The 23,018-nt window shown below is 60.4% G+C and carries 23 protein-coding genes; 14 read left to right on the top strand and 9 right to left on the bottom strand.

Annotation, left to right across the window (positions count from 1 at the left end; all coding sequences use genetic code 11):
* From nadD to Q7W83_RS24705, 12 genes are all read left to right on the top strand, one after another.
* Entirely contained in the window at positions 1-690 is a 690-nt protein-coding gene (nadD, locus tag Q7W83_RS24760) for a nicotinate-nucleotide adenylyltransferase (protein ID WP_150630368.1), read from the top strand.
* A gap of 72 nt (positions 691-762) precedes the next feature.
* Entirely contained in the window at positions 763-1,257 is a 495-nt protein-coding gene (rsfS, locus tag Q7W83_RS24755) for a ribosome silencing factor (RefSeq protein WP_150630369.1), read from the top strand.
* Between the two features lie 9 nt (positions 1,258-1,266).
* Positions 1,267-1,734 (top strand): 23S rRNA (pseudouridine(1915)-N(3))-methyltransferase RlmH, encoded by a 468-nt coding sequence (gene rlmH / locus Q7W83_RS24750; RefSeq protein ID WP_007937439.1) that lies wholly within the window; start codon positions 1,267-1,269, stop codon positions 1,732-1,734.
* A 9-nt stretch (positions 1,735-1,743) separates the two neighbouring features.
* Positions 1,744-3,639, top strand: coding sequence for a penicillin-binding protein 2 (gene mrdA, locus Q7W83_RS24745; RefSeq protein WP_150630371.1), 1,896 nt, complete (start codon positions 1,744-1,746; stop codon positions 3,637-3,639).
* 31 nt (positions 3,640-3,670) lie between these two features.
* Positions 3,671-4,774, top strand: coding sequence for a rod shape-determining protein RodA (rodA, locus tag Q7W83_RS24740; RefSeq protein WP_191623650.1), 1,104 nt, complete (start codon positions 3,671-3,673; stop codon positions 4,772-4,774).
* A 17-nt stretch (positions 4,775-4,791) separates the two neighbouring features.
* The gene (gene mltB / locus Q7W83_RS24735) at positions 4,792-5,802 is read left to right on the top strand and encodes a lytic murein transglycosylase B (protein ID WP_150630373.1); all 1,011 of its coding nucleotides are present in this window, start codon (positions 4,792-4,794) and stop codon (positions 5,800-5,802) included.
* A complete protein-coding gene (locus Q7W83_RS24730; protein ID WP_150630374.1) occupies positions 5,802-6,812 on the top strand; it encodes a septal ring lytic transglycosylase RlpA family protein in 1,011 nt (336 codons plus the stop codon). The genes mltB and Q7W83_RS24730 overlap by 1 nt, the downstream gene beginning before the upstream one ends.
* A 183-nt stretch (positions 6,813-6,995) precedes the next feature.
* A complete protein-coding gene (locus tag Q7W83_RS24725) occupies positions 6,996-8,153 on the top strand; it encodes a D-alanyl-D-alanine carboxypeptidase family protein (RefSeq protein ID WP_008035100.1) in 1,158 nt (385 codons plus the stop codon).
* An 86-nt stretch (positions 8,154-8,239) separates the two neighbouring features.
* A complete protein-coding gene (locus Q7W83_RS24720; protein ID WP_003215438.1) occupies positions 8,240-8,515 on the top strand; it encodes a DUF493 domain-containing protein in 276 nt (91 codons plus the stop codon).
* Positions 8,515-9,162 (top strand): lipoyl(octanoyl) transferase LipB, encoded by a 648-nt coding sequence (gene lipB / locus Q7W83_RS24715; RefSeq protein WP_128871443.1) that lies wholly within the window; start codon positions 8,515-8,517, stop codon positions 9,160-9,162. The genes Q7W83_RS24720 and lipB overlap by 1 nt, the downstream gene beginning before the upstream one ends.
* 1 nt (position 9,163) lies before the next feature.
* Complete coding sequence (lipA, locus tag Q7W83_RS24710; RefSeq protein ID WP_010467371.1) at positions 9,164-10,189, top strand: lipoyl synthase; 1,026 nt, start codon at positions 9,164-9,166, stop codon at positions 10,187-10,189.
* A 161-nt stretch (positions 10,190-10,350) separates the two neighbouring features.
* The gene (locus tag Q7W83_RS24705; protein ID WP_473657467.1) at positions 10,351-11,301 is read left to right on the top strand and encodes a S66 peptidase family protein; all 951 of its coding nucleotides are present in this window, start codon (positions 10,351-10,353) and stop codon (positions 11,299-11,301) included.
* Positions 11,302-11,418: 117 nt separating this feature from the next.
* On the opposite strand, the gene Q7W83_RS24700 is transcribed toward Q7W83_RS24705, so the two are convergent.
* The 5 genes from Q7W83_RS24700 to leuS all read right to left on the bottom strand — a co-directional run bounded on the left by Q7W83_RS24700 (position 11,419) and on the right by leuS (position 17,475).
* Positions 11,419-12,741 carry a lytic murein transglycosylase gene (locus Q7W83_RS24700; RefSeq protein WP_150630376.1) on the bottom strand — a complete coding sequence of 441 codons (1,323 nt, stop codon included), beginning with the start codon at positions 12,739-12,741 and terminating at the stop codon, positions 11,419-11,421.
* A 62-nt stretch (positions 12,742-12,803) separates the two neighbouring features.
* A complete protein-coding gene (gene arfA / locus Q7W83_RS24695) occupies positions 12,804-12,968 on the bottom strand; it encodes an alternative ribosome rescue factor ArfA (RefSeq protein ID WP_150638402.1) in 165 nt (54 codons plus the stop codon).
* Positions 12,969-13,098: 130 nt separating this feature from the next.
* Positions 13,099-14,136 (bottom strand): DNA polymerase III subunit delta, encoded by a 1,038-nt coding sequence (gene holA / locus Q7W83_RS24690; protein ID WP_150638400.1) that lies wholly within the window; start codon positions 14,134-14,136, stop codon positions 13,099-13,101.
* A gap of 39 nt (positions 14,137-14,175) precedes the next feature.
* A complete protein-coding gene (locus Q7W83_RS24685; RefSeq protein ID WP_150630379.1) occupies positions 14,176-14,781 on the bottom strand; it encodes an LPS-assembly lipoprotein LptE in 606 nt (201 codons plus the stop codon).
* A gap of 87 nt (positions 14,782-14,868) precedes the next feature.
* A complete protein-coding gene (gene leuS / locus Q7W83_RS24680; RefSeq protein ID WP_150630380.1) occupies positions 14,869-17,475 on the bottom strand; it encodes a leucine--tRNA ligase in 2,607 nt (868 codons plus the stop codon).
* A 279-nt stretch (positions 17,476-17,754) separates the two neighbouring features.
* Here leuS and Q7W83_RS24675 point away from each other — a divergent pair, with 279 nt between their 5' ends.
* Both Q7W83_RS24675 and Q7W83_RS24670 read left to right on the top strand, forming a co-directional pair.
* Positions 17,755-18,075, top strand: coding sequence for a hypothetical protein (locus Q7W83_RS24675; RefSeq protein WP_150630381.1), 321 nt, complete (start codon positions 17,755-17,757; stop codon positions 18,073-18,075).
* A 108-nt stretch (positions 18,076-18,183) separates the two neighbouring features.
* Positions 18,184-18,945, top strand: coding sequence for a YdcF family protein (locus Q7W83_RS24670; protein WP_473657459.1), 762 nt, complete (start codon positions 18,184-18,186; stop codon positions 18,943-18,945).
* Between the two features lie 45 nt (positions 18,946-18,990).
* On the opposite strand, the gene lnt is transcribed toward Q7W83_RS24670, so the two are convergent.
* Genes lnt through Q7W83_RS24650 form a run of 4 tightly spaced genes read right to left on the bottom strand, consistent with a single transcriptional unit; the run spans position 18,991 to position 22,866 of the window.
* Positions 18,991-20,514 (bottom strand): apolipoprotein N-acyltransferase, encoded by a 1,524-nt coding sequence (lnt, locus tag Q7W83_RS24665; protein WP_150630383.1) that lies wholly within the window; start codon positions 20,512-20,514, stop codon positions 18,991-18,993.
* A 15-nt stretch (positions 20,515-20,529) separates the two neighbouring features.
* Complete coding sequence (locus Q7W83_RS24660; protein ID WP_045062079.1) at positions 20,530-21,369, bottom strand: HlyC/CorC family transporter; 840 nt, start codon at positions 21,367-21,369, stop codon at positions 20,530-20,532.
* A gap of 5 nt (positions 21,370-21,374) precedes the next feature.
* Positions 21,375-21,869, bottom strand: coding sequence for an rRNA maturation RNase YbeY (gene ybeY / locus Q7W83_RS24655; RefSeq protein ID WP_473657456.1), 495 nt, complete (start codon positions 21,867-21,869; stop codon positions 21,375-21,377).
* A complete protein-coding gene (locus Q7W83_RS24650) occupies positions 21,862-22,866 on the bottom strand; it encodes a PhoH family protein (protein WP_150630385.1) in 1,005 nt (334 codons plus the stop codon). Before Q7W83_RS24650 ends, ybeY begins: the two co-directional genes overlap by 8 nt.
* Positions 22,867-23,018: the final 152 nt, after the last annotated feature.

Genomic DNA, 23,018 nt, shown 5'->3' with positions numbered 1-23,018 from the left:
TTGGGCGACCTTAATCCGTCGGCCCCGGTAACCGCCAGCGAACCTGCGCCTCGACGTATCGGCATGCTGGGGGGGACGTTCGACCCGGTGCACATCGGCCATTTGCGCGGTGCGCTGGAAGTCGCCGAATCACTGGCACTCGACGAGCTGCGCCTGACGCCGAGTGCCAGGCCGCCTCATCGCGGTACGCCGCAGGTGTCGGCGAAGGACCGTCTGGCGATGGTCGAATGCGCGGTGGCCGGTGTGGCACCGTTGGTGGTGGACGCCCGTGAATTGCAGCGGGACAAACCGTCCTACACCATCGATACCCTGGAACTGATGCGTGCCGAACTGGCCGCTGAAGACCAGGTTTTTCTACTTTTGGGCTGGGACGCATTTTGCGGCCTGCCCACTTGGCACCGCTGGGAAGAGTTGCTCCAGCATTGCCACATCCTGGTGCTGCAACGCCCGGATGCCGACAGCGAACCGCCGGATGCCTTGCGCAACCTGCTGGCAGCGCGCTCGGTGAGCGACCCGCTGGCCCTCAAAGGGCCGAGCGGACAGATTGCATTCGTCTGGCAGACGCCGCTTGCGGTATCCGCCACCCAGATCCGTCAACTGCTGGCCAGCGGTAAGTCGGTACGTTTCCTGGTGCCCGACGCGGTCCTGGCCTACATCGATGCGCACGGACTCTACCGTGCGTCGAACTGAAAAAGGGTGCGCTTCAAGGCACGTGAATGCGTGTAGCGAAGCGCCCGAACATACGAGCAAAACGAGTTTTATATGACGAACAAAGACGTAACTAAAGTAAAGCGCAAAGGCACATTCAAGAGCGCCCCCCTGCCAGTAGAAGTTCCAACCGGCCCTGAGCTGGCTGGCGAAGAACTGGTCAAGGTTGCCGTAGCAGCTCTGGAAGACGTCAAGGCCCAGGACATCCAGGTCATCGACGTTCGTGAGAAGCAAAGCATCACTGACTTCATGATCATCGCCACCGGTACGTCCAACCGTCAGATCGGCGCGATGCTGGACAAGGTCCGCGAAGCCGTCAAAGCCCAGGGCGTCAAGCCACTGGGTGAAGAAGGCAAGGGCGATAGCGACTGGGTACTGCTGGATATGGACGACGTCATCGTGCACATGATGACCGCCTCGGCTCGCCAGTTCTATGACCTGGAGCGCCTGTGGGCCGGTGCAGAGCAGAGCCGTTCGGCCAGCGCTGCGCATCACAGCCCGGAAAACACCCATGAGCATTTCACCAAGCTCAACAAAGACCAGCAATAAGGGACCGCTGTGCGACTGCGACTGATCGCCGTCGGTTCACGCATGCCCAAATGGGTGGAAGAAGGCTGGCATGAATATGCCAAGCGTCTTCCGTCCGAGCTGGCGCTGGAACTGGTGGAAATACCGCTCAACACCCGTGGCAAGAACGCCGACGTGGCGCGCTTCATCCGTCAGGAAGGCGAAGCCATGCTGGCCAAGGTCGGGCCGAACGAGCGCGTTGTCACCCTCGAAGTCCACGGCAAGCCCTGGAGCACCGAGCAGTTGGCGGTCGAGCTCGATCGCTGGCGGCTGGACTCGCGCACGGTGAATTTCATGGTCGGCGGCCCCGAAGGGCTGGCGCCGGAAGTCTGTGCGCGTGCGGATCAGCGTTGGTCGTTGTCACCGTTGACGTTGCCGCACCCGCTGGTGCGGATTCTGATCGGCGAACAGCTGTACCGTGCCTGGACAGTTCTGTCCGGCCACCCTTACCACAAGTAGTTCTGCCTCATGTCCCAGCCGATCCGCATCAAGGACCACGAAAAAGACGCCCGTCTGGTGCGTGGCCGCGTCGTGTTCGGGGCCATTGCAGTGGTGGTGCTGATCGGCGTGCTGATCGCTCGCCTGTATTTCCTCCAGGTGATCCAGTACGAATACCACTCGACCCTGTCGGAAAACAACCGCGTCCATGTGCAGCCGATTCCGCCGACCCGCGGATTGATCTTCGACCGCAATGGCGTGGTGGTGGCCGACAACCGGCCGAGCTTCAGCTTGAGCATGACCCGCGAGCGCTCCGGCGACTGGCAGCAAGTGCTCGATGTGATCGTCGAAGTGCTGGAGATGACGCCCGAGGATCGGGTGATTTTCGAGAAGCGCATGCGCCAGGGGCGGCGGCCGTTCGAGCCGGTGCCGATCCTGTTCGAGCTGACCGAAGAACAGATCGCCCGTATCGCCGTGAACCAGTTCCGCTTGCCGGGTGTTGAAGTGGTTGCGCAACTGGTGCGGCATTACCCGCAGGGCGCGCACTTTGCGCATTCGGTGGGTTACATGGGGCGGATCAACGAGAAAGAGCTGAAGTCCCTCGATCCGGTCAATTACAGCGGCACCCACCACATCGGCAAGACCGGCATCGAGCGCTTCTATGAGCCCGAGTTGCACGGTCAGGTGGGTTACGAAGAAGTCGAAACCAACGCGCGAGGCCGCGTATTGCGGGTACTCAAGCGTACCGATCCGATTCCCGGCAAGGACATCGTCCTGAGCCTGGACATCAAATTGCAGGAAGCGGCCGAAGCGGCGCTTGGCGGTCGCCGTGGTGCGGTGGTGGCGCTCGATCCGGCGACCGGCGAAGTACTGGCGATGGTCAGTCAGCCGAGTTTCGACCCGAACCTGTTTGTCACCGGCATCAGCTTCAAGGCGTACGCCGAGTTGCGCGATTCCATCGATCGGCCGCTGTTCAACCGCGTGCTGCGTGGTCTGTACCCGCCAGGTTCGACGATCAAACCGGCGGTGGCGATTGCCGGTCTGGATTCTGGCGTGGTCACCGCGTCGACACGGGTCTTCGACCCCGGTTACTACCAACTGCCCAACTACGACCACAAGTACCGTAACTGGAACCGTACCGGTGACGGCTACGTCGACCTCGATACGGCGATCATGCGTTCCAACGACACCTACTTCTATGACCTGGCCCACAAGCTGGGGATTGATCGCTTGTCGGCCTACATGGGCAAGTTCGGCATCGGCCAGAAAGTCTCGCTGGACATGTTCGAAGAGTCGCCGGGGCTGATGCCGTCCCGTGAGTGGAAGCGCGCGACCCGTCGCCAGGCATGGTTCCCGGGTGAAACGCTGATTCTGGGGATCGGTCAGGGCTACATGCAATCCACGCCGCTGCAACTGGCGCAAGCCACGGCACTGGTGGCCAACAAAGGTGTGTGGAACCGTCCGCACCTGGCCAAGACCGTCGAAGGCGAGCGGCCCAAGGATGACAATCCGATGCCGGACATCATCCTGCGTGACCCGTCTGACTGGACCAAGGTCAACCACGGCATGCAGCAGGTGATGCACGGCGCCCGCGGTACGGCGCGCAAGGCCTCGATCGGCGCGCAATACCGGATCGCCGGCAAAAGTGGTACGGCCCAGGTGGTCGCGATCAAGCAGGGCGAGAAGTACGACCGCTCCAAGGTTCAGGAACGCCATCGCGACCACGCCTTGTTCGTCGGTTTCGCGCCGGCCGACAACCCGAAAATCGTGGTGTCGGTGATGGTCGAGAACGGCGAATCCGGTTCCGGTGTCGCCGCGCCTGTGGTGCGCCAGGTCATGGACGCCTGGCTCCTTGACCAGGACGGCCGACTGAAAGCCGAATACGCCAGCCCTATCAGTGCGGAGGCTACGGCCCGTGAAGAGTAATTTCGATCGCATCCTCTCCAGTGAGGATGTGATGCGTCGCCGTGCGACGTTGTTGCAGCGCATGCACATCGACGGCCCATTGCTGATCCTGCTGCTGACCCTCGCCGCCGGCAGTCTGTTCGTGCTGTATTCGGCCAGCGGCAAGAGCTGGGACCTGTTGGCCAAACAAGCCACTTCGTTCGGCATTGGCCTGGTATCGATGATCGTCATCGCCCAGTTCGAACCGCGATTCATGGCCCGTTGGGTGCCGGTCGGTTATGTGGTCGGCGTGCTGTTGCTGGTGGTAGTGGACGTCATGGGCCACAACGCCATGGGCGCCACGCGCTGGATCAACATTCCGGGGGTGATCCGCTTCCAGCCTTCGGAGTTCATGAAAATCCTGATGCCAGCGACCATCGCCTGGTATTTGTCCAAACGCACGTTGCCGCCGCAGCTCAAGCATGTGGGTGTCAGTCTGTTCCTGATCGGTTTGCCGTTCATTCTGATCGTGCGTCAACCCGACCTCGGCACTTCGCTGTTGATCCTCGCAGGTGGCGCATTCGTTTTGTTCATGGGCGGGCTGCGCTGGCGCTGGATCATCAGCGTGCTGGCCGCCGCTGTACCGGTGGCCGTGGCGATGTGGTTTTTCATCATGCACGACTACCAGAAGCAGCGAATCCTGACGTTCCTCGACCCGGAAAGCGATCCGCTGGGCACCGGCTGGAACATCATTCAGTCGAAAGCTGCCATCGGTTCCGGCGGCGTGTTTGGCAAGGGTTGGCTGTTGGGCACCCAGTCGCACCTGGACTTCCTGCCGGAAAGCCACACCGACTTCATTATTGCGGTGATGGGCGAAGAGTTCGGCCTGGTGGGCATCTGCGCACTGCTGCTGATTTACCTGTTGTTGATCGGTCGCGGGCTGGTGATTACGGCCCAGGCCCAGACATTGTTCGGTAAATTGCTCGCGGGCGCCCTGACCATGACGTTTTTTGTTTACGTTTTCGTCAACATCGGTATGGTCAGTGGCCTGTTGCCGGTTGTGGGGGTACCGTTGCCGTTCATTAGCTACGGAGGAACTTCGCTGGTGACGCTGCTGTCAGCGTTTGGGGTTTTGATGTCGATCCATACCCATCGTAAGTGGATCGCACAGGTTTGAATAAGGTGAAGATTTCAATGCAAGTAATGCGTGGCTGGGCGACTCGATACGCGCCATGGGTCGGCCTGGTAAGCATCCTTGGCACAGCGCAGGACGCGTTGGCCGGCGATTACGAAGGCACGCCCCAGGTGGCCGAATTCGTCGGTGAAATGACCCGCGACTACGGCTTTGCCGGTGAACAGCTGATGGGCGTGTTCCGCGAAGCCGAGCGCAAGCAGTCGATTCTTGACGCGATCTCCAAGCCTGCCGAACGGGTCAAGCAATGGAAAGAATATCGCCCGATGTTCATCACCGACGCGCGCATCGCCCGTGGCGTGGATTTCTGGCGGCAGCACGAGGCGGTACTGGCCCGTGCCGAGCAGGAATATGGCGTGCCGGCCCAGGTGATTGTCTCGATCATCGGCGTTGAGACCTTTTTCGGTCGAAATACCGGCAATTTCCGGGTGATCGACGCTTTGTCGACCCTGGGTTTCGACTATCCTCCCCGTGCCGAATTCTTCCGCAAGGAGTTGCGTGAATTCCTGTTGCTGGCCCGTGAAGAGCAGGTCGATCCCTTGACCCTCAAAGGCTCCTACGCCGGAGCGATGGGCTTGCCGCAGTTCATGCCGAGCAGTTTCCGCGCCTATGCGGTGGACTTCGACGGTGACGGCCACATTAATATCTGGACCAATCCGGACGATGCCATCGGCAGCGTCGCCAGTTATTTCAAGCGTCACGGCTGGGTCGCCGGCGAACCGGTAGTCAGCCGCGCCGACGTGCGTGGCGAGCAGGTGGACGAGGGTTTGACCACCGGCATCGAACCGACTAAAACCGTTGGAGAGTTGCGGGCTCTAGGGTGGTCAAGTCATGATGCGCTGCGCGATGATATGCCGGTCACGGCATTCCGCCTGGAAGGTGACAATGGCCCTGAATACTGGATGGGCCTGACGAATTTTTACGCAATCACGCGTTATAACCGCAGCGTGATGTACGCCATGGCCGTACATCAACTGTCTGAACAGCTGGTCCAAGCACGGGGCGTCAAGTAATGCGGGCATTGCCTATGAATAAACCCCTGAAGCTGATGGCATTCGCCACGTTGGCAGTGCTGGTCGCCAGTTGTTCGACCAGTCGCGCGCCGTCTCAGAAATCCACCACCGCCGTGCGCTCGACGCCGGGGCTGGACATCAACCGCGCCCATAAAGATGGCGCGCCGTGGTGGGACGTCGACGTATCGCGCATCCCGGATGCCACGCCGACCCTGCACACCGGCCCTTACAAGGCCAACCCGTACACCGTGCTGGGCAAGACTTACTTCCCGCTGCAGGAATCCAAGACCTACGTCGCCTCGGGCACGGCGTCGTGGTACGGCACCAAATTCCACGGCCAGAACACCGCCAATGGCGAGGTTTACGACCTGTATGGCATGAGCGCCGCTCACAAGACCTTGCCGCTGCCGAGTTACGTTCGGGTGACCAACCTGGACAACAACAAGTCAGTGATTTTGCGGGTCAACGATCGCGGGCCGTTCTACTCGGACCGCATCATCGACTTGTCCTACGCCGCCGCCAAGAAACTCGGCTATGCCGAAACCGGCACGGCGCGGGTCAAGGTCGAAGGCATTGATCCTCAGCAATGGTGGGCCGCCAAAGGCCGTCCGGCGCCTTTGATGCTCAACGAGCCGCAAGTCGCGCAGAATACTGCGCCGACGATTACCGCTTCGGCCGGCACGGTCGAGCAATGGACACCGCCGCCGCAGCAACACGCCGCCGCTGTTGTGCCCGTGCAGATCGATGCAAAAAAAAACGCTTCTGTACCAGCCTCTGGCCAGTATCTGCAGGTGGGCGCGTTCGCCAACCCGGACGCTGCAGAACTGCTGAGATCGAAGCTCAGCGGGATGGTGAGCGCTCCGGTGTTCATCAGCTCGATCGTGCGCAATCAACAGACACTGCATCGGGTGCGCCTGGGGCCGATCGGCTCGCCGGGTGAAATCCAGCAAGTGCAGAACAGCGTGCGCCTGGCCAATCTCGGTTCGCCAAGCGTGGTCACCGCCGAGTAATACGTAGTACTTGATTGACGGTTCACTTGCGGTTTTGGGGGGTGAACCTGGTTGTTGGCTCGTTTAAGAACAAAAGCCCGGCAAGGGTTCTGAGTGAACGACTGAACACGCGATGGCCCGTTAGAAGGTCATCTAGATTAGTTTTGCCTTCGGGCAGTTTCCATTAGCGATTTCGAGAGACGGATGAACATCACCACCTTTGCCAAACGCCTGTGCCTTCTAGTCCCGCTGCTCCTCTCGCCTGCCGCCTTCGCGGTCGAGATGATGCCGTCGCCGCCACAACTGGCCGCCAAAGCCTATGTGCTCATGGATGCCAGCAGCGGCAACGTGCTGGTCGAGAACAACGGTGACCAGCGTCTGCCGCCTGCCAGCCTGACCAAGCTGATGACCGCGTACATCGCGACCCTGGAAATCCGTCGCGGCCAGATCGGCGAAAACGATCCGGTGACCGTCAGCGAAAACGCCTGGCGCACCGGCGGTTCGCGGATGTTCATCAAGGTCGGTTCGCAAGTGACGGTCAGCGACCTGTTGCACGGCATCATCATTCAGTCGGGTAACGACGCCAGTGTTGCGCTCTCCGAGCACATCGCCGGCAGCGAAGACGCCTTCGCCGACATGATGAACAAAACCGTGGCCGACCTGGGCATGACCAACAGCCACTTCATGAACCCGACCGGTCTGCCGAACCCTGAGCACTACTCGTCGGCTCACGACATGGCCGTGCTGGCTCGTGCAATCATCCACGAAGACCCGGCTCACTATGCGATCTACTCGCAGAAAGAGTTCTTCTGGAACGGCATCAAGCAACCTAACCGCAACCTGCTGCTGTGGCGCGACAAGACCGTTGACGGTCTGAAAACCGGCCACACCGACGAAGCCGGCTATTGCATGGTGTCTTCGGCTGTCCGTGATGGCATGCGCCTGATCGCCGTGGTGTTCGGCACCAACAGCGAAGTGGCACGTGCTTCGGAAACCCAGAAGCTGCTGACCTACGGTTTCCGTTTCTTCGAAACCCAGACCTTCTATCAGAAAGGTGCCGAGCTGGCCCAGGCGCCTGTCTGGAAAGGCAGCACCAATCAAGTCAAGGCCGGTCTGGCTGAAGACCTGACCATGACCCTGCCAAAAGGCCAGCTGAAAAAGCTCGCTGCCAGCATGACCATGAACCCGCAACTGGTTGCGCCAATCGCCAAGGGCGACGTGATCGGTAAAGTCGAAGTCAAACTGGACGACAAGGTAGTGCACAGTGCTGACCTGATCGCTCTGGATGGCGTTGAAGAGGGTGGTATCTTCCGTCGCATGTGGGATAGCATCCGTCTATTCTTCTACGGCTTGTTCAACTGAATTAGTGTGCACCTGCATGGTCCCGCGCTCATCCGGCGCGGGGGCATGCCCGTCGCCACGGCTTACGCTTACGAGGCCGTTACGCCATGACCGATACCGAAGTAAAGGCGCCCAAGATCGAATTCCCCAACGTTGATTACCCGGTTAAGGTGATCAGCGATACCGGTGTTGGCAACAAAGACAAGATCATCGAGATCGTCAAGAAACACGCGACGATCAACCATGACCGTGTGGATGAGCGCCAAAGCACCAACGGCAAATACACCACGATTCAACTGCACATCGTCGCCACCGACCAGGACCAGCTGTACAACATCAACAGCGAACTGCGGGCTACCGGCTTCGTGCACATGGTGCTGTGATGTCTGGCACGCTGGGCTTTCGCGAGCTTGGCCAGATGGCTTACGAGCCGGTCTGGCATGCCATGCAACGCTTCACCAATGAACGCGGCAGCGATGCCGCAGACGAGATCTGGCTGGTTGAGCACCCACCGGTGTTCACTCAGGGGCAGGCCGGCAAGGCCGAACACTTGTTGCTGCCGGGGGATATCCCGGTGGTGCAGGTCGATCGCGGTGGTCAGGTGACCTATCACGGCCCCGGCCAGTTGGTCGCCTATCTGTTGCTCGATGTACGCAAGCTGGGTTTCGGCGTGCGTGACCTGGTCACCCGCATGGAGCACTGCCTGATCGAGCTGCTGGCCAGCTACGGCGTCACGGCTGCGGCCAAGCCGGATGCACCGGGCGTCTATGTCGACGGTGCGAAAATCGCTTCCCTGGGTCTGCGGATCCGCCACGGTTGTTCCTTTCATGGGCTGGCCCTGAATGTGGACATGAACCTGGAACCGTTTCGACGGATTAATCCCTGCGGCTACGCCGGGCTGGCGATGACCCAGCTGAGCGATCACGCAGGATCGATTGAATTTGCCGAGGTTAGTGCCCGGCTGCGCGCGCAGCTCGTCAAACACCTCGACTATGCTGAGCAGACGACCCTAACGGGCGGAATCGACTGATATGACTACTGATGCAGTGCAAACCATGATCCCGACGCTGGATGTCACCGAGCGTCCGGCCCCGCGTGCCAAGGTTGAAGCCGGCGTCAAGCTGCGCGGCGCCGAGAAGGTTGCACGCATCCCGGTAAAGATCATTCCGACCACCGAACTGCCGAAGAAACCTGACTGGATCCGCGTGCGCATCCCGGTTTCCCCGGAAGTCGACCGCATCAAGGCCCTGCTGCGCAAACACAAGCTGCACAGCGTGTGCGAAGAAGCATCCTGCCCGAACCTGGGCGAGTGCTTCTCCGGTGGCACTGCGACCTTCATGATCATGGGCGACATTTGCACCCGTCGCTGCCCGTTCTGCGACGTTGGCCACGGCCGTCCGAAACCACTGGACGTGAATGAGCCGGAAAGTCTGGCTATTGCCATCGCCGACCTGAAACTGAAATACGTAGTGATCACTTCGGTTGACCGCGACGACTTGCGTGACGGCGGTGCCCAGCACTTTGCCGACTGCATCCGTGAGATTCGCAAGCTGTCGCCGAACGTGCAGCTCGAAACCCTGGTTCCGGACTACCGTGGCCGCATGGACGTCGCGCTGGAAATCACCGCCGCCGAGCCGCCGGATGTGTTCAACCACAACCTGGAAACCGTGCCGCGCCTGTACAAGGCCGCGCGTCCGGGTTCGGACTACCAGTGGTCGCTGACCCTGCTGCAGCGCTTCAAGCAGATGATGCCGCACATTCCGACCAAATCCGGCCTGATGCTGGGTCTGGGCGAGACTGACGAAGAAGTCATCGAAGTCATGAAGCGCATGCGCGAACACGACATCGATATGCTGACCCTCGGCCAATACCTGCAACCGTCCCGCAGCCATTTGCCGGTGGAGCGTTTCGTCCACCCGGACACCTTCGCCTGGTTCGCCGAGGAAGGTTACAAGATGGGCTTCAAAAACGTCGCTTCCGGTCCGCTGGTACGTTCTTCGTACCACGCCGATGAGCAGGCGAAGCTGGTTAAAGCTGAATTGATGTCGTCCTTGTAACAAAGTGCCCGCAAGGCTTTTCAGCCTTGCGGGCGTTTTTGTTGGCCGTGCTTACGGCAACTTCAGTCTTTTCCTGCAACCTGTGGGGCGACTGACCCTCTTCTGTTTATTCCCGTTCCTGACTACTGTGTGCAGAAGCTTTCGCGCAGGGAGATTCATGGATGACCGTTCGACCGACCCATACTCTTTTTCCCCATAAACCCGTTCCGGCCTTGCCCTCGCAAGGGCTGATCGGCGTCATAGCGCCCGCCGGCCCCGCGGCACTGGATACCGACAAGGCCGTCAGCTGGATGCGTGCACGCGGTTACGCATTGCGGATTTTTCCCGGTGTGTATGCGCAGGAAGGCTACCTGGCCGGCAGTGACGATGTGCGGCTCAATGACCTGCACGCAGCGTTCGCTGACAGTGAGGTCGATGCAATCATTTGCCTGCGCGGTGGTTACGGCACACCGCGTTTGCTCGATCGCATCGATTTCGAGTTGCTGCAAAACAACGCCAAGCCGTTCATCGGCTACAGCGACATCACGGCGCTGCACCTGGCGATCAGCCGTTATGCGGGGTTCGTGACTTTCCATGGTCCGTTGCTCAATGCAGATCTGTTGGGCGACAAGCAAAAGCCTACCGAGTCCTCGTTTTTCAACATGCTCAGAGGGCAAGTAAAGGCGGGTAGCGTATTGGCGCACCCGGTCGCCTACCCGTTGACCACAATCGAGCCTGGCATTGCTCACGGGCGCTTGCTCGGAGGCAATCTTGCGATGATTGCCGCGACCATGGGCACGCCTTATGAAATGGATGCCGAGGGCGTCATTCTGTTTATCGAAGATATTAATGAGCCGCTGTATCGCATTGATCGGCTGCTGACTCATCTTCGGCTCGCGGGGACGCTGGGCAAATTGCGCGGAGTTCTGGTGGGAGATGTGGCCGGGGTTGATACGGTTGCGCTGGAACGGTTGCTCAAGCAGACGTTTGAGCCGTTGCGGATCCCGGTGCTGGCCGGGTGGCGCAGCGGGCATTGTGACCCGAACCTGATGTTGCCGATGGGAGCGTTGGTGAGGCTGGATGCGGGGAGCAAGGAGTTGGTGCTGGAGCAGGATGTGGTGGTCAGGCGCTAGAAATCTATCGCCAGGCAGTCAGTCATCGCGGGCGAGCCCGCTCCCACAGCAGAAGTGTCAGTCGCAGAATTAGCGTACGACACAAACCCTGTGGGGGCGGGCTTGCCCGCGATGCTCTTAGCGGTTACGCAGGCCTTCTAGCAACTTGTGCGTCGGATACCCGTCCGCCGGCCAGCCAAACGACTGCTGGGCGCTGCGGATCGCTTTGCGAGTATTGGCGCCGATGATGCCGTCGGCGGTGCCCGCGTCGTATTTCTGCGCACTCAGCAGGTTTTGCAGCTCGATCCGTTCGGTACGACTCAGCGGCAAGTCATCTTTGGGCCAGGTGCCATTGATAAAACCCGCGCCGTTGAAACGCTCGGACAACAAACTGACGGCCAGCGCGTAGGACGACGAGTTGTTGTACTTGAGGATCGCACGGAAGTTGTCGAGCACCAGGAATGCCGGGCCGCGATAGCCCGCCGGGAGCAACAAGGCGGCCGACAGGTGTTCCGAGCCTGCCGGAACCTGGCCACCGTTAGGCAACGTGACGCCCAATTGCTGCCATTCGGCGACGCTCTTGCGAATCGCGCCATCGGCCAACACGTAGTTGAAGCTGCCCGGCAGCTGTACCTCAAAGCCCCATGGCTGGCCTTTCTGCCAGCCCGAGCTTTGCAGGTAGTGCGCAGTCGACGCCAGTGCGTCGGCGGAACTGCCCCAGATATCGCGACGACCGTCGCCATCAAAGTCCACGGCGTGGGTGTTGTAGGTGGTCGGGATGAATTGGGTCTGACCCATGGCACCGGCCCAGGAACCGAGCATTTTCTCTGGGTCGATGTCGCCCTGTTGCAGGATCTGCAGGGCCGCGATCAATTGCGCATGGGCGAAACCAGGACGCCGGCCTTCGTAGGCCAGGGTCGCCAGGGAGTTGATCACCGACTTGCTGCCCTGAAACTGGCCGAAGTTACTTTCCATGCCCCACACCGCAACCAGTGCCTGACGATCGACGCCGTAGCGTTGTTCGATGCTTTGCAGGATGTCGGCGTATTGGCTGACCAGCGCCTGACCTTTGCGCACGCGCAGCGGCGACAGGGCGCCGTCGAGGTATTCCCACACCGGACGGGAAAACTCCGGTTGACTGCGGTCGGCACGGATGACGCTGGTGTCCAGGCTGACATTGGCGAAGGCGCGGTCGAACAGGTCGGCGCGGATGCCAGCGGCCAGCGCATCCTTGCGGAAACCCGCCTGCCATTCGGCGAAGGTCTGGGTCGGCTGGATGTCGAGATTTTCACCGGTCGGCACCACGGGCGGGATCACCGCAGGGGCTGTTGCGACAGGAAGGGTCTGAAGCGGTTGGGCGTCGGCGGCGGTCGGTTTTTCCGCGCAGGCGACAAGCAGAACGAGGCTGGAGGCAGCAATCAATTGGCGCAAATGCCAACGACGGGAAATACAAAGGGGCATGCACGGGTCCAGGGAATACGAATCAGGTGCAGACCTTAACATGTTGAGCGATGGCTTGCCTTTCAGGCCGCCAGAAAGTAAGAAGCCTCCCAGCTATTAGACTGGAAGGCTTCGCGGCGGTAGCTGCCTTTGCCCTTGCCGGCTCGTTCCTGACGGCTGCGGAACAGTGGCTGGGCGATGATGGATTTGGCCTTGTTGTGGCCATTCCTGGATGGCTTTTTGCTCATGATCATATCTCTCGATTGAGTGGTTTTGCGGGAGAAATGATCTGCCGAAGTTTGGATTTTGTCCAGACCTGCGACATGTGGGAAAAGTCGACCTGTGGCGAAGGGAGCAAGCTCGCTCGCTACAAAGGCCTTATTCGGCAGGCAATGTCAGCCGCTGCCCAGCCATCAACAACGACAACCGACTCAAACTCATCCATGGCGAACCTGCCGCCTGGCCTTTGATTTGCGCATCAATCCGCTGTGCTTCCAGCAACAACTGCGCCCAGCGTTGCGCCGAGTAACGTTGCAGAGCTTTGCTCATCAGCGGTTTGCGTTTATCCCAGACCGGCGGACGGGCAGAGCTGAAGGCTTTGTCCAGCGGCACGCCCTGGCTGTATTGCAGCGACAGGCTGGCCAGCAAGCGCAGTTCCCGGGCCAGCGCCCAAAGAATCACCGGCGGTTCGACACCTTCCCCGCGTAGACCTTCGAGCATGCGCAGGGCATGCGCCGCTTCGCCGTTGAGAATCGCATCAGTCAGGCCGAAGACATCGAAGCGCGCGCTGTCGGCCACTGCGGCTTGCACGGTTTCGACGGTTATCTGGCCACCTTCGGCCATCAGCTTGAGCTTTTCGATTTCCTGCGCGGCAGCCAGCAAGTTGCCCTCGACTCGCGCGGCGATGAGTTCCACGGCGTCTTGACTGGCGGACAGGCCGGCCTGAGACAAGCGCTGCCGAATCCAGCCCGGCAACTGGCTGGCTTCCACCGGCCAGATTTGCACGAACTGGGTGTGCTGACCTTCGACCAGCGCCTTGCCCCACTTGGTTTTCTGCGCGCTGCCGTCGAGCTTTGGCAGGCTGATCAGCAACACGGTGTCTTCGGCCGGTCGCGAGCAGTACTCGATGAATGCTGCTGCACCTTTGTCGCCGGGTTTGCCGGACGGCAGGCGCAGTTCCAGCAAGCGTTTTTCAGCGAACAACGACATGCTTGCGCCGGCTTGCAGCAGCGTTCCCCAGTCGAAACTGGCATCGGCGGCGAACACCTGGCGTTCGTCGAAGCCCTGTTGACGGGCGGCTGTGCGAATGGCGTCGGCGGCTTCCTGACACAGCAGCGGATCGTCGCCACTGATGATGTAGACCGGCGCGAGCGCACCTTGCAGGTGTTTGGCGAGTTGGGCGGGGGCGAGTTTCATGGGCGAGGGCAAGCGGGGCGCCTGAGCGCCCCGCAAGTCTTATTGCTGCGGGATTTCGATGGGCGACTGGCGTGGCGTTTCCGCTTCAGCCTTGCGCGCCGCTTCCAGGGCTGCAGCTTCAGCCTTGGCCTTGGCTTCAGCAGTTTGTTGCAGCTGATCCAGCTGGGCCGGCGACAGTTGCTGCAAGCGCAGCATCATGCGTTGCACCAACTCGCGACGGATCTCCTTGCGAGCATCGGTGGATTCCTGATCGGAACCCACCAGGTTGTTGCCGTCATGGATAAAGACTTTCTGCACTTCGAGCTTGTCGCTCAACAGGAGCAGGTTGTGCTCACCACTGATGTCGTAGCTGAGTACCGTGGTCACCTGGTACTCGCCAGTACGGCCGGCGCCTGCATAGCTGAGGATGCGCTGGCTTTCCTGCTCATCGGCCAGCACCAGTTTGTAAGGCGCGCCCGTGTGGATATTGACGCCGCTGCTTTCCAGCAACTGACGCATCATGGTCACGGTTTCGCCGTAGGAGTTGCGTGCACTCAGGTCGAGTTCCTTGAAGGCGAGTTCATAGGTGCCGGTGCCGCGCAGCTGGAAACCGCAGGCGCTCAACAGGACCGCGAGGCCCATCACCAGCAAATTGCGTTTGATCATCTTGTTGCTCCCCTTGAAACCATGTGGGCCGATCATGCGACCCGAAAGGTTTTACTCGGCGCCAGGCTCACCTGGCGCCTGATCCAATTAGCTGGCGACGATATTGACCAGTTTCCCGGGCACTACGATCACTTTACGAATAGTCAGGCCATCGACAAAGCGCAGCACGTTTTCGTTGACACGGGCAGCGGCTTCGACTTCTTCGCGAGTCGCGGTGGCCGGCATTTCGATCTGGCCGCGCAGTTTGCCATTGACCTGGATCACCAGCGTCAGGCTGTCCTGCACCAGCGCGGTTTCGTCCACCACGGGCCAGCCGGCATCGATCACCGGGTCTGCGTGACCCAGTTGATTCCACAGCTCGTGGCTGATGTGCGGGGTGATCGGAGCCAGCAGCAAAGTCACAGCTTCCAGACCTTCATGAGCCAGTGCGCGATCCTGTTCGGTACTTTGCGGAGCCTTTTCCAGTACGTTCATCAGCGTCATCACCTGGGCGATGGCAGTGTTGAATTTGTGGTTCTGGCCGACGTCGTGGCTGGCCTGCTTGATGGCCAGGTGGATCGAGCGGCGAATGGCTTTCTGCTCGTCGTTCAGGCCGGCGACGTCCAGTTTGCCCGGCAGGCCCTGAGTGACGTGCGCTTGAGCCAGGCGCCAGACGCGCTTGAGGAAGCGGTGCGAACCCTCTACTCCGGAGTCGGACCATTCCGCGCTCATGTCGGGTGGCGAGGCGAACATCATGAACAGGCGGCAGGTGTCTGCGCCGAACTGGTCAATCATCGACTGAGGGTCGACGCCGTTGTTCTTTGACTTGGCCATCTTCTCGGTGCCGCCGATTTCTACCGGCAGGCCGTCGGCGATCAGCTTGGCGCTGATGACCTTGGCCTTGCTGTCGCGTTCGAGTTCTACGTCCGCCGGGTTGAACCAGGTGTAAGCACCGTTGGCTTCGCGACGATAGTAAGTCTCGGCGATGACCATGCCCTGGGTCAGCAGGTTCTTGAACGGCTCGTCGGAGCTCACCAGGCCTTCGTCACGCATCAGCTTGTGGAAGAAGCGCGCGTAAAGCAGGTGGAGAATGGCGTGTTCGATACCACCGATGTACTGATCCACCGGCAGCCAGTGGTCCGCCGCGGATTTTTCCACCAGACCGCCTTCATAGTGCGGCGAGGCGTAACGAGCGTAGTACCACGACGACTCGACGAAGGTGTCCATGGTGTCGGTTTCACGCTTGGCCGGTGCACCGCATTTCGGGCACGAGCACTCGTAGAACTCGGGCATGCGTGCCAAGGGCGAACCCGCGCCGTCCGGAACGACGTCTTCCGGCAGGACCACAGGCAATTGATCTTCCGGGACCGGCACGTCACCGCAGGTGTCGCAGTGGATGATCGGGATCGGGCAGCCCCAGTAACGCTGGCGGCTGATGCCCCAGTCACGCAGGCGGAACTGGGTGCGCGAGGCACCGAGGCTCTTCTTGATTAGCGCGACTTCCATGGCGTCAAACGCGCCGGCGAAGTCGAGGCCGTCGAACTCGCCGGAGTTGATCAGCGTACCGTGTTCGCCGTAAGCGTCCTGCCACGGCGCCGGGTTGGTGTCGCCGGAGCTGGTACGCACCACCGATTTGATCGGCAGGTTGTATTTGTGGGCGAATTCGAAATCACGCTCGTCGTGCGCCGGGACCGCCATGACCGCGCCATCGCCGTAGTGCATCAGCACGTAGTTGGCGACCCATACCGGGAGTTTTTCACCGGTCAGCGGGTGCTCGACGAACAGCGAGGTCGGCAGGCCTTTTTTCTCTTGAGTGGCGACATCGGCTTCAGCGACGCTGCCGCCCTTGCATTCAGCGATGAACGCTTGCAGCTCAGGGTTGTTCTGCGCGGCCAGCGTGGCCAAGGGGTGCTCAGCGGCTACGGCAACGTAAGTCGCGCCCATCAGGGTGTCCGGACGGGTGGTGAAGACTTTCAGCGCGCCGGCTTCGCCGATGGAATCGACGTTGTACGGGAACTGCACTTCCATCCCGCGGGACTTGCCGATCCAGTTGCGCTGCATGGTCTTGACCTGTTCAGGCCAGCCCGGCAGATCGTCGAGGCTCGACAGCAGCTCATCCGCATAGGCGGTGATCTTGAAGTAGTACATCGGGATTTCGCGCTTTTCGATCAGCGCGCCGGAACGCCAGCCGCGACCGTCGATCACTTGCTCGTTGGCCAGAACGGTCTGGTCGACCGGGTCCCAGTTCACGGTGCCGCTTTTTTTGTAAATCACGCCTTTTTCGAACAGGCGAGTGAACAGCCATTGTTCCCAGCGGTAGTAATCCGGCTTGCAGGTGGTCACTTCACGCGACCAGTCCACCGCCAGGCCCAGGCTGCGCAGCTGGGTTTTCATGTAGGCGATGTTTTCGTAGGTCCACTTGGCGGGCGCTACGTTGTTCTTCATCGCGGCGTTTTCCGCCGGCATGCCGAAGGCGTCCCAACCCATGGGTTGCAGGACGTTCTTGCCTTGCATGCGCTGATAGCGGGAGATCACGTCGCCGATGGTGTAGTTGCGCACGTGCCCCATGTGTAGCTTGCCGCTGGGGTAAGGGAACATCGACAGGCAATAGAAAGTCTCCTTGCCTGGCTGTTCACTGACTTCAAAGGACTTTTGCTCGTCCCAGAACGACTGGGCGGCGGCTTCGATTTCACGGGGCTGATATTGTTCGTGCATGGCTACTTTTGAACTGAATAGGGGTGGCCTAATCCTCTTCAATGCAACGCTGGACGATGAATGCGCCAATTCGGCGTTTCGGTGCCCAGGCGAGCTGGAAGTGGAGTTACAGGAAGCGCCGTAGCATACATGACCGCGCTCTACCGAGGGAAACCCTGATTACACGCGCACGTCGCCCGATTTGCCCTGCGAGGGCCGTTGGTCGCGGCGCTCAGCCGGTTTGTTCATGGAAGCTAAGCTCTAAATGGGGAGTGAGTCTTATCTTCAATGAGGTGAGGGATGGTTGAGTCACAGCAAAAAGTTACAAAGCCGGAGCTGTACGAAAGACTGATCGATCGTCTGGGAATGGCCCTGGATTCGGCAAAAACCGCTGACCGGCTGCGCGATGAGCGTCCCCTGGAGCTGGAATTGCGTGGCCTGAGCCCCGCAGAGTTTGCGCTGGTCAAGGCGTATCTGGATCGCAGTGAACGTGAAACACACGGATGCTTGTCAGAAGCAGTGAAGCAGCTCGACGCACCACGTTCGGCCAAGATCATCTGGCTCAAGGACAAGGCACCCGGCAGGGACGCGGTAAAGGTCCGGTCTCTGCAATTCAAGTAAGGGCACTTGAACTCATGACGTTTGGTTATTTTGAATCATAGTCCTTCCGCATTTGTTGTCGCATTGCGTCAACCCACTTAGGCTTCGGGCATCTTCAGGAGATGCTCGATGCCTTTTCGTTATTTCGTAAAACAACTTCTGCTGCCGCCCGGCATTTTACTGCTGTTGCTGATGCTTGCCTGGTGGTTTCGCCGCTCAAGGCCGCGGCTGGCCGGGCTGTGCTTTACGCTGGGACTCGGCGGGTTCTGGCTGATGAGTCTGCCGGTGGTTGTGCAGTGGAGCGCCAAGGCGCTGGAACGGGAGTCGGCGCTGGATCGCTCTGAATGGGCGACCCTGAGTCAGCGCGCTGATGCGATCGTTGTGCTGGGGTCCGGGCGTGAGAGGGGCGACCTGGCCTGGGGCAACGACCAGCCGACCGGCGTAGGTCTGGGGCGTCAGCGTTATGCCGCGCGACTGGCCAAGGCTTCCGGCCTGCCGATCCTGACCAGTGGTGGTCTGCATTTCGGCACGCCGCCCACCGAAGCCAAATTGATGGCGGATTCGATGCTCGAAGACTCTGGCGTAATCGTGCGTTGGCAGGAGGGGCGTAGCCGTACAACTTGGGAAAATGCGCAGTTCAGTGCCCAGATGCTGTTGCCGGATGGCATCAAGCGCGTGGTCGTGGTGACTCAAGCCTGGCACATGCCGCGGGCGGTCTGGAGTTTCCAGCAGGCGGGATTTGAGGTGGTACCCGCGCCGGTGGGGTTTCTAGGTGTGGACAATGCCCGGCCATTGGGCGGCTGGATGCCGGAATTCAAGTCGATCTGGCAGAGCGGGCAGTTGCTGAATGAAGCGGTGGGGCAGGTGGGGTATTCGTTGTTTTATCGCTGACCTGTGGTGAGGGGATAAATCCCCTCGCCACAAAGCTCGCCAGTCTCAGACGGTTTTGGCCATCCGGTTCGCCACCAGTGCCCAGCCAAACAACGACACGCATATGATGATCAACGGCCACGAACGCCATTGCAGGTAAGGCGTCAGGTTATGCATCGGCACCACTTCGCCGTACAGGATGCCGCGTTCGAACTGCGGGATCTGCGTGGTGATCTGACCGAACGGGTTGATGAGCCCGGTCACGCCGTTGTTGGTGGCGCGGATCATCCAGCGACCGGCCTCAAGCGCGCGCATCTGCGCCATCTGCAAGTGTTGCAACGGCCCGATGGAAGTGCCGAACCAGGTGTCGTTGCTGATGGTCAGCAACAGATCGCTACGCGCGGCAAGGCTGGCGGCAAACTCCGGGTAAACCACTTCGTAGCAGATGTACGGTGCAATCTGATAGCCCTTGGCTTGCAACATCGCCTGATCGGCGGGGCCGCGGGCAAAGTCTGACATTGGCAGGTCGAAGAAGGCGATCAGGCCGCGCAGCACGTCCTGCAATGGTACGTATTCGCCGAACGGCACCAGCTTTTGCTTGAGGTAAGTGCCGTCGCCTTCGCCTACGACGGTGATGCCGTTGAAGTAACGCTTTTCGTGGCGCACTTCCTGGCGGATGGGCACGCCGGTAATCAGTGCGGTTTTACGCTCTGCGGCGAAATTCCCCATCATGCTCAGGTAGCCCTCGGCGGACTCCTTGAGCACCGGGATCGCCGTTTCCGGCCAGATCAGCAGGTCGACACGCTTGGAGCTGAAGCTCATGTCGCGGTACAGGGCCAGCTGCGCGTTGAGCTGTGCCGGGTCCCACTTCATGCTTTGTTCGATATTGCCTTGGAGCGCCGCGACACTCAGCGCCGGGCCAGACGGGCTGGTCCAGGCATGGCCTTTAAGCGCGATGCCGGCGACCCAAGGGCCGACCAACAGCAGCGCACCCGCCACGATAAAGGCTTTGCGACCCGTCTTGATCAGGCGAGAAGCGTTGTAGATCAGCGCGGCGGTCAAGGCCAGGGTGAAGGACACCAGCCACATCCCGCCCACGGGTGCGAGCCCGGCCAACGGACCGTCGAGCTGGCTGTAACCGGAGTAGAGCCACGGGAAACCGGTGAGGAACCAGCCGCGAAACGCTTCCTGGCCGACCCACAACGCCGCAAACGCCAGGGCATCGGCCAGCGGCGCCTCGTTACGACGCAGCCAGCGCGCCCAGATCCAGGCGGGCAGGGCGAAGAACCAGGCAATCGCTGCGGTGAAGAGCAGCATCAGGAACCCGGCCAGCAACACCGACGCGCCGCCAAAGTTGTGGATGCTGTAGTAGATCCAGCTGGTGCCGGCGCCAAACAGACCGAAACCGAAGCACCAGCCACGGCCCAGGGCCTGACGTGGGTTCAGCTCGCGCAAACCGGCATAAAAGAACCCGACCGCCAGCAGTGCCAGCGGCCAGATGTCGAACGGCGCCAGGGCCAGGGTGGTGATTGCACCGGCCGCCACGGCCAGCAGGTTACCGGGCCAGCCGGGGCGGTTTATCCAGCGCATTTCAATCCTTAGGTATTACCGGGCAATAGGCGTCAGGCGCAGCAAGTGAATCCGACGGCTGTCGGCGTTGAGGATACGAAAGCGATAAGGGCCGATTTCGGTGATTTCGTTGCGTTTTGGCAGGTGCCCGAACGCGCTCATCACCAGGCCGCCGACGGTGTCGAACTCGTCGTCGGAGAACTCGCTGTCGAAGAACTCGTTGAAGTTTTCGATCGGCGTCAGGGCCTTGATCAGGAAGTCACCGCTGGGCAGCGGCTTGATGTAGCTGTCTTCCTCGACGTCGTGCTCGTCTTCGATGTCGCCGACAATCTGTTCCAGCACGTCTTCGATGGTCACCAGGCCAGCCACGCCGCCGTATTCGTCGATCACGATGGCCATGTGATTGTGGTTGGCGCGGAATTCGCGCAGCAGCACATTAAGGCGCTTGGACTCCGGCACGAAAGTGGCCGGGCGCAGCAGGTCCTTGATGTTGAAGCTGTCGCCGTTCTCCTTGAGGATCAACGGCAGCAAGTCTTTGGCCAGCAATACGCCCATCACGTCATCGTGGCTTTCGCCGATGACCGGGTAACGGGAGTGGGCCGAGTCGACCACGGCGGGCAAAAACTCGCGGGGTGTCTGGGTCGCCTTGATGCTGATCATCTGCGAGCGCGGGACCATGATGTCCCGTACTTGCAGGTCCGCAACCTGGATGGCGCCTTCGACGATGGCCAGCGCTTCGCTGTCCAGCAACTTGTTCTGGTGTGCATCGCGCAGGAGCTCCAGCAGCTCCTGACGGTTCTTCGGCTCGTGGGCAAAAGCCTGGGTGAGCTTACCCAGCCATGACTTCTGCCCGTTGCTCGATCGATCTTCGCTCATAGCGATTACTCTGAATCCTTTGTTGTAACGATAGGGGATGTTTCTGTTTCGTCGTCCGCGTACGGATCGGGGTAGCCCAGCTCAGCAAGCAACGTTCGTTCCAGCGCTTCCATTTCTTCGGCTTCCTCGTCATCTATATGGTCGTAACCCAGTAGATGCAAGCAACCGTGAATGACCAGATGTGCCCAGTGAGCCTTTGGTTCCTTGCCCTGTTCGGCGGCTTCACGCTCGACTACCGCCACGCAGATCACCAGATCGCCCAGCAGCGGGATGTCGAGAAACTCGTCAGGCACATCGGCAGGAAACGACAGCACGTTGGTGGCGTAGTCTTTTTGTCGCCAGGTGTGGTTCAGCTCGCGGCCTTCGGCTTCGTCGACCAGGCGAATGGTCATCTCTGAGTCGGCCGTGCGCTGGCGCAGGGCCAGTTCACACCATTGGCGGAACTCGGCCTCGCTGGGGGCAGACGCTTCGGTAGCCAGTTGCAGATCAAGCTCAAGCATCGCGGCGACTGTCCTTTGGTGTTTCGTCTGCCACGCGATTCTCGAAGCGCTCGTAGGCTTCGACGATCCGCTGCACCAGTGGGTGGCGTACAACGTCTTTTGGCTTGAAATGGGTGAAGCTGATGCCCGGCACGTCCTTGAGCACTTCGATCACGTGGTGCAGTCCAGACTTGGTGCCTTTCGGCAGGTCGACCTGGGTGATGTCACCGGTGATGACCGCTGTGGAACCGAAGCCGATCCGGGTCAGGAACATCTTCATCTGCTCGACGGTGGTGTTCTGGCTTTCGTCGAGGATGATGAAACTGTTGTTCAGCGTGCGACCGCGCATGTACGCCAGTGGCGCAACTTCGATCACCTGGCGCTCGATCAGCTTGGCAACGTGTTCGAAGCCGAGCATTTCGTAAAGTGCGTCGTAGAGCGGGCGCAGGTACGGGTCGATCTTCTGTGACAGGTCACCGGGCAGGAAGCCGAGTTTTTCGCCCGCTTCAACCGCCGGACGGACCAGCAGAATGCGTCGGATCTGCTCGCGTTCCAGCGCGTCTACCGCGCAGGCGACGGCCAGATAGGTCTTGCCGGTACCGGCCGGACCGATGCCGAAGTTGATGTCGTTACCGAGGATTTCCTTCACGTAGCGCAGCTGATTCAAGCCGCGAGGGCGAATCATGCCTTTTTTGGTGCGCAGGGCTACGGAGGGTTCGGACGGCGAAACGTTGTCCAGCTCTTCGACGGCCGATTCCTGCAGGAACAGGTGAACCATGTCCGGCGACAGCTCGGTACCCTTGGTTTCCCGGTACAGGCGGCGCAGGAGGTTTTCCGCGGAGGTGGTGTGTTTGGGGTCGCCGATCAGCTCGAACTGGTTTCCGCGGTTGCGGATCTCGATGGTCAGGCGTTGCTCGATCAAGCGCAGGTGCTCGTCGAACATCCCGCACAGATTGGCAAAGCGGCGAGCCTCAAAGGGCTCGAGGATAAAACGGTGTGGTTCTATGGGTGCGTTCAAGGTCGTATTTAGCCGCCCTGGGGCAATTAAGATGAAATCAAGGATAACGCCAGTGAGGCGGGTGCGAAAGCTCTTAAATATCTCGACCTGTAGAAACGGACACATCCTTTACGATTGAAACCGGGGACATCCTTTACGTTTCTGTTGGCTTG

Source organism: Pseudomonas sp. 300 (genome assembly GCF_055803035.1).
Note: the sequence above shows the minus strand (reverse complement) of the source record. Positions and strands in the feature narration are given on the sequence as shown.

Coding starts and splice junctions, on each gene's coding strand:
- rsfS (WP_150630369.1), top strand. CDS start 763: ATGACGAACAAAGACGTAACTAAAGTAAAGCGCAAAGGCACATTCAAG.
- mrdA (WP_150630371.1), top strand. CDS start 1,744: ATGTCCCAGCCGATCCGCATCAAGGACCACGAAAAAGACGCCCGTCTG.
- rodA (WP_191623650.1), top strand. CDS start 3,671: ATGCGTCGCCGTGCGACGTTGTTGCAGCGCATGCACATCGACGGCCCA.
- mltB (WP_150630373.1), top strand. CDS start 4,792: ATGCAAGTAATGCGTGGCTGGGCGACTCGATACGCGCCATGGGTCGGC.
- Q7W83_RS24730 (WP_150630374.1), top strand. CDS start 5,802: ATGCGGGCATTGCCTATGAATAAACCCCTGAAGCTGATGGCATTCGCC.
- Q7W83_RS24725 (WP_008035100.1), top strand. CDS start 6,996: ATGAACATCACCACCTTTGCCAAACGCCTGTGCCTTCTAGTCCCGCTG.
- Q7W83_RS24720 (WP_003215438.1), top strand. CDS start 8,240: ATGACCGATACCGAAGTAAAGGCGCCCAAGATCGAATTCCCCAACGTT.
- lipB (WP_128871443.1), top strand. CDS start 8,515: ATGTCTGGCACGCTGGGCTTTCGCGAGCTTGGCCAGATGGCTTACGAG.
- lipA (WP_010467371.1), top strand. CDS start 9,164: ATGACTACTGATGCAGTGCAAACCATGATCCCGACGCTGGATGTCACC.
- Q7W83_RS24705 (WP_473657467.1), top strand. CDS start 10,351: ATGACCGTTCGACCGACCCATACTCTTTTTCCCCATAAACCCGTTCCG.
- Q7W83_RS24700 (WP_150630376.1), bottom strand. CDS start 12,741: ATGCCCCTTTGTATTTCCCGTCGTTGGCATTTGCGCCAATTGATTGCT.
- arfA (WP_150638402.1), bottom strand. CDS start 12,968: ATGAGCAAAAAGCCATCCAGGAATGGCCACAACAAGGCCAAATCCATC.
- holA (WP_150638400.1), bottom strand. CDS start 14,136: ATGAAACTCGCCCCCGCCCAACTCGCCAAACACCTGCAAGGTGCGCTC.
- Q7W83_RS24685 (WP_150630379.1), bottom strand. CDS start 14,781: ATGATCAAACGCAATTTGCTGGTGATGGGCCTCGCGGTCCTGTTGAGC.
- leuS (WP_150630380.1), bottom strand. CDS start 17,475: ATGCACGAACAATATCAGCCCCGTGAAATCGAAGCCGCCGCCCAGTCG.
- Q7W83_RS24675 (WP_150630381.1), top strand. CDS start 17,755: ATGGTTGAGTCACAGCAAAAAGTTACAAAGCCGGAGCTGTACGAAAGA.
- Q7W83_RS24670 (WP_473657459.1), top strand. CDS start 18,184: ATGCCTTTTCGTTATTTCGTAAAACAACTTCTGCTGCCGCCCGGCATT.
- lnt (WP_150630383.1), bottom strand. CDS start 20,514: ATGCGCTGGATAAACCGCCCCGGCTGGCCCGGTAACCTGCTGGCCGTG.
- Q7W83_RS24660 (WP_045062079.1), bottom strand. CDS start 21,369: ATGAGCGAAGATCGATCGAGCAACGGGCAGAAGTCATGGCTGGGTAAG.
- ybeY (WP_473657456.1), bottom strand. CDS start 21,869: ATGCTTGAGCTTGATCTGCAACTGGCTACCGAAGCGTCTGCCCCCAGC.